Source organism: Streptomyces sp. XM83C, assembly GCF_023072675.1.
Lineage (GTDB): Bacteria > Actinomycetota > Actinomycetes > Streptomycetales > Streptomycetaceae > Streptomyces > Streptomyces thermocoprophilus.
Genome location: NZ_JALLGL010000277.1, coordinates 1 through 8,367, shown reverse-complemented (window position 1 = coordinate 8,367; position 8,367 = coordinate 1). Strand labels below are relative to the sequence as shown.

Annotated in this window: 7 protein-coding genes and 4 pseudogenes; 9 read left to right on the top strand and 2 right to left on the bottom strand. The window is 72.8% G+C overall.

The features are described from left to right. Window positions 1-14: 14 nt before the first annotated feature. A pseudogene (locus MTQ10_RS24455) lies at window positions 15-302 on the bottom strand (substrate-binding domain-containing protein); the annotation flags it as partial. Between MTQ10_RS24455 and MTQ10_RS24450 the strand changes: the two are divergent. Both MTQ10_RS24450 and MTQ10_RS24445 read left to right on the top strand, forming a co-directional pair. After that, window positions 270-551, top strand: a pseudogene (locus MTQ10_RS24450) (glycosyl hydrolase 53 family protein); the annotation flags it as partial. The pseudogenes MTQ10_RS24455 and MTQ10_RS24450 sit on opposite strands and share 33 nt — an antisense overlap. Before the next feature lie 200 nt (window positions 552-751). Continuing rightward, window positions 752-1,027, top strand: coding sequence for an ArsR family transcriptional regulator (locus MTQ10_RS24445; RefSeq protein ID WP_247472317.1), 276 nt, complete (start codon window positions 752-754; stop codon window positions 1,025-1,027). Between the two features lie 84 nt (window positions 1,028-1,111). Here the strand turns inward: MTQ10_RS24445 and MTQ10_RS24440 are convergent, their stop codons facing one another. Beyond that, on the bottom strand, window positions 1,112-1,969 hold the full coding sequence (locus MTQ10_RS24440) for a ribonuclease BN (protein ID WP_247472316.1): 858 nt from the start codon (window positions 1,967-1,969) through the stop codon (window positions 1,112-1,114). A gap of 442 nt (window positions 1,970-2,411) precedes the next feature. On the opposite strand from MTQ10_RS24440, the gene MTQ10_RS24435 reads away from it, so the two are divergent. The 7 genes and pseudogenes from MTQ10_RS24435 (at window position 2,412) to MTQ10_RS24405 (ending at window position 8,234) form a co-directional block, all read left to right on the top strand. After that, window positions 2,412-2,873 (top strand): fluoride efflux transporter FluC, encoded by a 462-nt coding sequence (locus MTQ10_RS24435; protein ID WP_247472315.1) that lies wholly within the window; start codon window positions 2,412-2,414, stop codon window positions 2,871-2,873. Further along, window positions 2,870-3,250, top strand: a complete 381-nt coding sequence (locus tag MTQ10_RS24430; RefSeq protein ID WP_247472314.1) for a DUF190 domain-containing protein — start codon at window positions 2,870-2,872, stop codon at window positions 3,248-3,250. Before MTQ10_RS24435 ends, MTQ10_RS24430 begins: the two co-directional genes overlap by 4 nt. Next, a complete protein-coding gene (crcB, locus tag MTQ10_RS24425; RefSeq protein ID WP_247472313.1) occupies window positions 3,247-3,621 on the top strand; it encodes a fluoride efflux transporter CrcB in 375 nt (124 codons plus the stop codon). The genes MTQ10_RS24430 and crcB overlap by 4 nt, the downstream gene beginning before the upstream one ends. A gap of 333 nt (window positions 3,622-3,954) precedes the next feature. Then, on the top strand, window positions 3,955-4,632 hold the full coding sequence (locus tag MTQ10_RS24420) for a FadR/GntR family transcriptional regulator (RefSeq protein ID WP_247472318.1): 678 nt from the start codon (window positions 3,955-3,957) through the stop codon (window positions 4,630-4,632). A gap of 76 nt (window positions 4,633-4,708) precedes the next feature. Next, a pseudogene (locus tag MTQ10_RS24415) lies at window positions 4,709-5,503 on the top strand (amino acid permease); the annotation flags it as partial. Window positions 5,504-5,540: 37 nt separating this feature from the next. Then, complete coding sequence (locus MTQ10_RS24410; protein WP_247472312.1) at window positions 5,541-6,551, top strand: asparaginase; 1,011 nt, start codon at window positions 5,541-5,543, stop codon at window positions 6,549-6,551. A gap of 172 nt (window positions 6,552-6,723) precedes the next feature. Then, a pseudogene (locus MTQ10_RS24405) lies at window positions 6,724-8,234 on the top strand (aspartate ammonia-lyase). Window positions 8,235-8,367 lie beyond the last annotated feature (133 nt).

Genomic DNA, 8,367 nt, shown 5'->3' with positions numbered 1-8,367 from the left:
CCCCGAACCACCCCTCACGCCGACCCCCGCCTGACCAGCTCGGTCGGCAGGATCGCCGCCGCCGGGTCCTCGCCGCCGATCTGGGCGGGGAGGACGCGGACCATCTCGGTGCTGATGCGGTCCCACGGCTGCCGGATGGTCGTCAGACCGGCGCTGACGGCGACCGCAGCGGGGGAGTCGTCGAAGCCGCCGACGGCGACGTCCTCCGGCACCCTGCGCCCCGCCCGGTGCAGGGCGGCGAGCACGCCCTGTGCCATCAGGTCCGAGGCGACGCGCCCACGAACCGGATCGACACCACCGGCGACCTCGTCACCGGCCACCCCGCCACCACGGCCGGCCGGCTCGCCTGGATGAACGCCGTCGCGAACATCGTCGAAGCCGTACCCGGCGTGGGCCGCCTCGGCGTCTTCCACTGGGAGGCCACCTGGACCGCCGTCCCCGGCAACGGCTGGGACCCGGCCGCCCCCTTCTCCGGCAACGGCTGGGAGAACCAGGCCTTGTTCGGCTACGACGACAAGGCCCTCCCGGCGACGGCCCGGTTCAGCCACCGCCGACCCTCCGGCCGCCTCCGGCACGGGCCCGGCCGCACCCCCGGCCGGGCCTCTGCCGGAGGCGCCGACCCCGGCGCACGCCGAGGCCCGTCCGGTACAGGACAAGGTGCCGCAGGACTCTCACCCGGGGGCCCGCCGTACGGAACAGTGGGAGCACAGCACTGCGCGCACCCCACCATGAAAGGGAACGGAGGGCTGAGATGCTGAGGACTCCCGTCGCGGGACGACGCCTGGAGATCCTGGAGCGGCTGAAGGAACCGGAGATCCACTTCCCTGGCGGGTGCGGCACGGACGGCGTCGGCGCGGACACCGTCGCCGCCGCGCTCGGCGTGCCCTCCCGTGTCGCCGAGACCGATCTGACCCTGCTGGCCGGGATCGGACTGCTGCGCGCCCGTCGCTCCGGGGACCGTGTGCTCTACCGCAGGGACGACATGCGGATCGCCGAAGTGGCCGGAATGTTCGAGAAGGGCTGGTGAACGCGCGCGAGGGACACCCCGCCCACCGGACGCCGACGGAAGGTCCCTCGCCCGGACGCCTAGGCAGGTCCCTCGCCCGGACGCCTAGGCAGGTCCCTCGCCCGGACGCTCCCGCCGCGTGCCGTCCGCTCCGCCTGTCCCCCCGCCGTTGCCGCCGGGCACCTTCACGTCCTTGTCGAGGTGCCCGAACCGCTCGCACAGCAGCCGCCCCAGCATCGCACCGCCGTACACCACGAAACCCACACCGACCAGCCAGGACTCCACGACGAGGATCGCACCCACCGGGCCGTAGCTGATCGCGTTGGTGACCAGCAGCGGCGTGAAGACCATGTAGGAGAACCAGCGCAGCCCGCCCAGCCCCGCCATCGTGGCGACCGCCCCCGGCAGCAGATGACGCCAGTGCACCTGACCGTGCAGCAGGAAGTGCGGACTCCACCAGAAGAAGAGCAGCCCGGCCAGCACACTCAGCGGAATCCGCGCCGACCCGTGCAGCACCGCGCGCGTCTGCACCTGCGCGTACACGTACGCCATCAGCACCGCCAGCCACACCGCCTGCCGCCACAGCCGGTGCCACGGGCCGGCGGCCGGCTCCCAGATCCGCTCGTAGCCGTTCTGCACACTGGCCGCGAAGGACAGACCGAACAGAGCGAGCAGCGCCACACTCCACGCACCCGTGGTGCTGACGACCTTACGCGGCGGCCCGAACACCTGCTCGAGCGCCTCCGCCGACCGGCCGGACAGATCCATGCCGTCCACCAGCCACAGCGCGAACCCGCCGTGCCCCAGCGGGTCGGCCGCCGCGATGACGATCAGCAGCGGCGCCAGCGTCACCAGCGCCAGCGTGGCGAACCCCATGGCCCGGTGCAGCAGCTCCAGGTCACGGCCCCGCCGATGCAGCTCGGAGAACCCGAGCCGGCGCCACCACGCCGCCGCCCGCCTCATGGGACCACCCCTCTCCAGTCCGGCCCACACCACTGTGCGCATGCTCCGGCCACGGACACCGGCCCGGATCCGCGAGCGGCCGGAACCCGTTCCAGGAAAACCCGGTCGGGTGACGCCCTGCCCGCCGGACGCCCGCACCCGAGCCGGTGTCCCCGACCGCGGGCGCAGGCACCCGAGCCGGTGTCCGTGACCGCGGGCGCGGGCACCCGAGCCGGTGTCCCCGACCGCGGACGTCCGCACCCGGGTGCCCTCGACGGGAACGCCGGCACCCGAGCCGGTGGCTTCGGCCGACCGTCCCCGGCCCGCCTCCGCGGCGGCCCCGCCCGCCCCGGAGTCCCCGGCCGCATGCGGGCATGACCCCCTCGAGCCACGGGGTTACGCTGTGGACCAGCCGTGATCACCCCACGCGGTGCGGCGCGGGGCCCAGCAGGAGACGAACGACATGACAGCCCCGGAAGCCGAGAGCATCCGCCTCCGATCCGCCGCCCCGCGGCGCCCGGCCCGGCGGGAGCACCTGCCGGTCGTCGCCGTGGTCGCGCTCGGCGGGGGAGCGGGCGCCGCCGCCCGGTACGCGGTGTCCCTGTGGGGGACGCGGTCGGAAGGGGGCTTCCCCTGGCAGACGTTCTGGACGAACGTGACCGGCTGCGCGGTGATCGGCGTCCTCATGGTCGTCGTCACCGAGGTCGTCACCGCACACCGCCTCGTACGCCCCTTCCTCGGCACCGGCGTCCTCGGCGGCTTCACCACCTTCTCGACGTACGCCGTCGACGTACAGCGGCTCGTCGACACCGGCCACGCCCGCACCGCGCTGGCCTGCCTCGCGGTGACACCGCCCGCGGCACTCCTCGCGGTGTGGGCCGCCGCGTCCGCGACCCGCCGCGTCCTGATCCGGAGGCAGCGATGACGAGGCTGACCGGCCGCGCCCTGCGCGTCACCGTCTTCGTCGGCGAGAACGACACCGTCCGCCACAGGCCCCTCTACAGCGAGATCGTCCACCGTGCCCACGCGGCGGGCCTCGCCGGAGCGAGCGTCTTCCGCGGCATCGAGGGCTTCGGCGCGTCGTCGCTGATCCACACGCAGCGGCTGCTGTCGCTGAGCGAGGACCTGCCGGTGGCGATCGTGATCGTGGACACGGAGGACCGCGTCCGCGCCTTCCTGCCCCAGCTCGACGAACTCGTCGGCGAGGGCCTGGTGATCCTCGACGCATGCGAGGTGGTCCGCTACGCCGGTCGCACCGGCACAGCGGACGAAACAGACACGAAGGGTGAGAATCCGTTGTGAACTGGGTGTTGGTCGTCGTCGGCGGCATGGTCGGCGCCCCGCTGCGCTATCTCACCGACCGCGCGGTGCAGTCCCGGCACGACTCCGTCTTCCCCTGGGGCACCTTCGCCGTCAACGTCACCGGCTGCCTGATCCTCGGCGTCCTCACCGGCGCCGCGCTGGCCGGGGCCGTCGGCTCCCAGGCCCAGTTGCTGCTCGGCACGGGCCTGTGCGGCGCCCTGACGACGTACTCCACCTTCTCGTACGAGACGCTGCGGCTGGCCGAGACCGGGGCCCGCTTCTACGCCGTCGTCAACGTCGCCGCCAGTGTCGCGGCCGGCCTCGGAGCGGCCTTCCTGGGGGTGACGCTGGCCCGGGCGATCTGGGTCTGAGACCCGTAGTCCGGGCGTGCACGCCAACGGATCTCACGTGCGCGTGCAGGAGGACTCGGCGTGCGGCGGCCCGTCGTCGCCGTGATCAACGCCTTCGTCCTCCATCGCGCCGTCGTCGGCGTGACACTGTTCGCCCTGCTCGGGGCAGGGCTGCTGGACAGCTGAGGCGCCCGGCGGCCCGTATCGGCTCGCGCCGGAGACGGATGGGCCGCCCCCTCCGGAATTTTCTGTTCCCACCGGCATTGACAGGGCCCGCCAGGCCCCCGCACCATCTCTCCCGTGAACCTGTCAGACAGCCGGACAGCCGGACAGCCGCCGCGCCGGGTCAGCGCCATGGAAGCGGTCCTGGCACATCTGCGTGCCGCCATCGAGGGAGGGGAGTACGCCATCGGCGACAAGCTCCCCTCCGAGGCGGAGCTCTGCCGCACCCTGGAGGTCTCCCGGCCCGTCCTGCGGGAGGCGCTGCGCGCCTTGCAGACCATGGGCCTGACCGTCTCCAAGACCGGCAAGGGCACCTTCGTCGTCGCCACCGCCGTCGAGGACCCCACCTTCGGCGACTACGCGGCCAGCGACCTGCTGGAGGTCCGCCGGCACGTCGAGATCCCCGTCGCCGGGTACGCGGCACTGCGCCGCACCCCGGAGAACCTCGACCACCTGGCGCACCTCCTGGACCGCATGGAGCGGGAGACGGACACCACCGCGTGGGTCGCGATGGACACCCTCTTCCACCTCGCCGTCGCCGAGGCCGCGCAGAACCCGGTCTTCCGCCGGGTCATCGAGGAGATCCGTGACGCACTCGCCCGCCAGTCCGCCTTCCTCAACGAGCTGGGCGGCCGGCGCGAACAGTCCAACCGCGAGCACCGGGCCATCGTCGAGGCCCTGATCGACGGCTCCGAGCACGACGCCGTCGAGGCCATGACCCACCACCTCGACCGCGTCGAGACCACCCTCACCGACATCGTGCGCCCCCATCGCGCACACAGCCCCACGGAAGGCGGCCCCGAGGCGTGAGCGACCAGCACCTCCAGAGCCACACCCGCCCCACCACCCGGCACGTCGACGCCGGAGACACGGGCTACAGCAAGTCCCCGACGGCCTGCTGCCCATGCTGCTGACCATCCAGGGCATGGTGTTCGCCTACGCGTCCGTCGAACCGGTCGGCGTCGCCGCCGGCGAGACGGAGAACCCCGAGAAGATCATGCCGAGGGCCATCACCTCGATCATGTGGCGTGTGGGCCTGTTCCACGTCGGCTCCGTGGTCCTCCTCTCCACGCTGCTGCCCTGGAGCGCGTACTCCGCCGCCCCGAGCCCCTTCGTCACCGAGCTGTCCCGCATCGGTGTGCCCGCCGCGGGCGACGTCATGAACCTCGTCGTGCTGACCGCCGCGATGTCCTCGCTCAACCCCGGCCTGTACTCGACGGGCCGCATCCTGCGCTCCACGGCCGTCAACGGCTCCGCGCCCCGCTTCACCGCCCGTACGAGCCGCAGTCAGGTCCCGTACGGCGGCATCCTGCTCACCAGCGGCATCTGCGTTCTCGGCGTCGGAGTGAACTTCGTCGTCCCCGAGGACGCCTTCGAGATCGTGCTGAACTTCGCGGCGATCGGCATCCTGTCCACCTGGGGCATGATCATGATGTGCCACCTGCTCTTCCGGCAGCGCACCCGGCAGGGCCGTCCGCCCCGCCCGGACTACCGGCTGCCGGGATCCCCCCGGACCGAACCCGCGACGCAGGCGTTCCTCGCCTCCGTCCTGGTCCTGATGTACGCCGACGGAGGCGCGGGACGCACCACAGTGCTGTGCCTGCCGCTGATCGCCGGCGCACTGGTCGCCGGCCGGTACGCCGTCCGCGGCCGTCTCAACCGCACCCCGGCCGACGGGTGACCCCCGACTCCGGCCACGACACCAGACACAGGCAGTGATGTACACCTCCTCCCTCGCGGACCCGCCCGTCATCCGTGAACCCCTCCACGCCCCCGTCGCCCACCTCGTACGCGGCGGCATCGTGGAGGGCGTCCACTACGGCTCCGTCGTCGTGCTCGGCAGCGACGGCGACGTCACCTTCCGGCTCGGCGACATCGACGCGGCGTTCTACCCGCGCTCGGCCGTCAAACCGCTCCAGGCCGTGGCCATGGTCCGCATGGGCCTGCCGCTCGACGGTGACCTCCTCTCCCTGGCCGCGGCCAGCCACTCCGGCGAGCGGATCCACCTCGCCGGCACACGCCGCATCCTCGAACTCGCCGGCCTCGGCGAGGACGACCTGCGCAACGTGCCCGACCTGCCGTACGACCCCGTCGTGCGGGACGCGTGGATCCGCGAGGGACGCCTGCCCAGCCGGCTCGCCCAGAACTGCTCCGGCAAGCACGCGGCGATGCTGTACACCTGCCGGCTCAACGGCTGGTCCACGCAGGACTATCTCGACCCCCGCCACCCCCTGCAAAAAGGCATCGCCGAGATCGTCGAGGACCTCACCGGGCAGCGCATCGCCCAGGTCACCGTCGACGGCTGCGGCGCCCCGCTGTTCTCCGTCTCCCTGTACGGCCTCGCCCGCGCCGTCGCCCGCATCACCACCGCCGCGCCGGGCACGCCCGAGGCCAAGGTGGCCGACGCGATGCGCGAACACGCCGAGATGGCGTCCGGCTCCGGCCGCGACGTGGCCGCGCTGATGCGGGCGGTGCCGGGGCTGCTCGCCAAGGACGGCTTCGAGGGCGTGCAGGTCGCGGCGCTGCCGGACGGGCGGGCGATCGCGGTGAAGATATCCGACGGCGCGAACCGGGCGCGGGTGCCGGTGGCGGCGGCGGCGCTCGCCCTCGCGGGGGTCGACGGCGCGCTCCTCACGGAGTTCGCCGGCGAGCCCCTCCTGGGCGGCGGCGCCCCGGTCGGAGCCGTCCGCCCGACCCCACCCCTGACGGCGGTCCCGGCCCGCCACTGACGGGGCCGACGCCCTGCGCCCCGGCGCCACAGCGCACCCGGCGTGGGTGCGGGCCGGGGGGTGGGCCGCGCCACAGCGCACCCACCGGAACAGGCCGCCGCAGGCACTCAGGGGCGGGGAACTGCGCGAAACACGTGCACGACACCACCGACAGACACAAGCGAGGCACCCCGTGTCCCCCACCCGCACCGAACACGACCTCCTCGGCTCCCGCCCCGTCCCCGCGGAGGCGTACTGGGGCATCCACACCCTCCGCGCCACGGAGAACTTCCCCATCACCGGCACCCCCATCTCCGCCTACCCCCACCTCATCGACGCTCTCGCCGCGGTGAAGGAGGCCGCCGCCCTCGCCAACGAGGAACTCGGTCTCCTCGCCCCCCACAAGGCCTCCGCCATCGTCGAGGCCTGCCGCGAGATCCGCGCCGGCAAGCTGCACGACCAGTTCGTCGTGGACGTCATCCAGGGCGGCGCCGGCACGTCCACCAACATGAACGCCAACGAGGTCATCGCCAACCGCGCGCTGGAACTGCTCGGCCACGCCAAGGGCGAGTACCACCACCTGCACCCCAACGAGGACGTCGATCTCGGCCAGTCGACGAACGACGTCCACCCGACGGCGGTGAAGACGGCGACCGTCTTCGCGGTGCGGGGCCTGCTGAAGGCGATGTCGGTGTTGCAGGACGCGTTCGCCCGCAAGGCCGTGGAGTTCAGGGACGTACCGAAGATGGGCCGCACCCAGCTCCAGGACGCGATCCCGATGACGCTGGGTCAGGAGTTCTCCACGTTCGCGGTGATGATCGAGGAGGACCGCGGCCGTCTGGCGGAGGCGGTCGAGCCGATCCACGAGATCAACCTGGGTGCCACCGCCATCGGCACGGGCCTGAACGCACCCGCGGGCCACGCCGAGGCCGCCCGCCGCCACCTGGCGGACATCACGGGCCTCCAGCTGGTCACGGCAGTGAACCTGGTCGAGGCGACGCAGGACTGCGGGGCGTTCGTGCAGATGTCCGGTGTGCTGAAGCGGATCGCGGTCAAGCTCTCCAAGAGCTGCAACGATCTGCGCCTGCTGTCCTCGGGCCCGCGCGCGGGTCTCGGCGAGATCGACCTGCCGCCCGCCCGGCACTTCGGGCCCGGCGCCGAGCTGCCGCGGATCGAGGTGGAGCGGGTGCTGCGGCTCGGCATGGAGACGTACCCGGGCGGCGAACCGTCCAGGCCGGCTCGTCGATCATGCCGGGCAAGGTCAACCCGGTGATCCCCGAGGTCGTGAACCAGGTGGCCTTCGAGGTGATCGGCAACGACGTGGCCATCACGATGGCGGCGGAGGCGGGCCAGTTGCAGCTGAACGCGTTCGAGCCGATCATCCTGCACACCCTCTCGGAGTCGATCACGCACCTGGAGAGGGCCAGCGTCACGCTCGCGGAGCGCTGCGTGGACGGGATCACCGCGAACACGGAGCGGCTGCGGGCGACGGTGGAGAACTCGATCGGCCTGGTGACGGCCCTGAACCCGCACATCGGGTACACGGCGGCCACGGACATCGCCAAGGAGGCCCTGGCGACGGGCCGGGGCGTGGCCGAACTCGTCCTGGAGAAGGGCCTGCTGCCCGCGGACCGGCTGACGACGCTGCTCCGCCCGAAAGCCCTGGCGGGCGCCACGGCACCGGCGGCGTCCCCGACGGCCTGACCGGTCGAGGACGAGAGCGCGCCCCACAGCGCGCACCACATCGAGAGCGAGAGCGCGCACGAGCTCGACAGCGACACGAGTCCGAAGGCGGGCCGGTGGGGCGGCCCGCCTTCGGACTCGTGTCGCTGTCGAG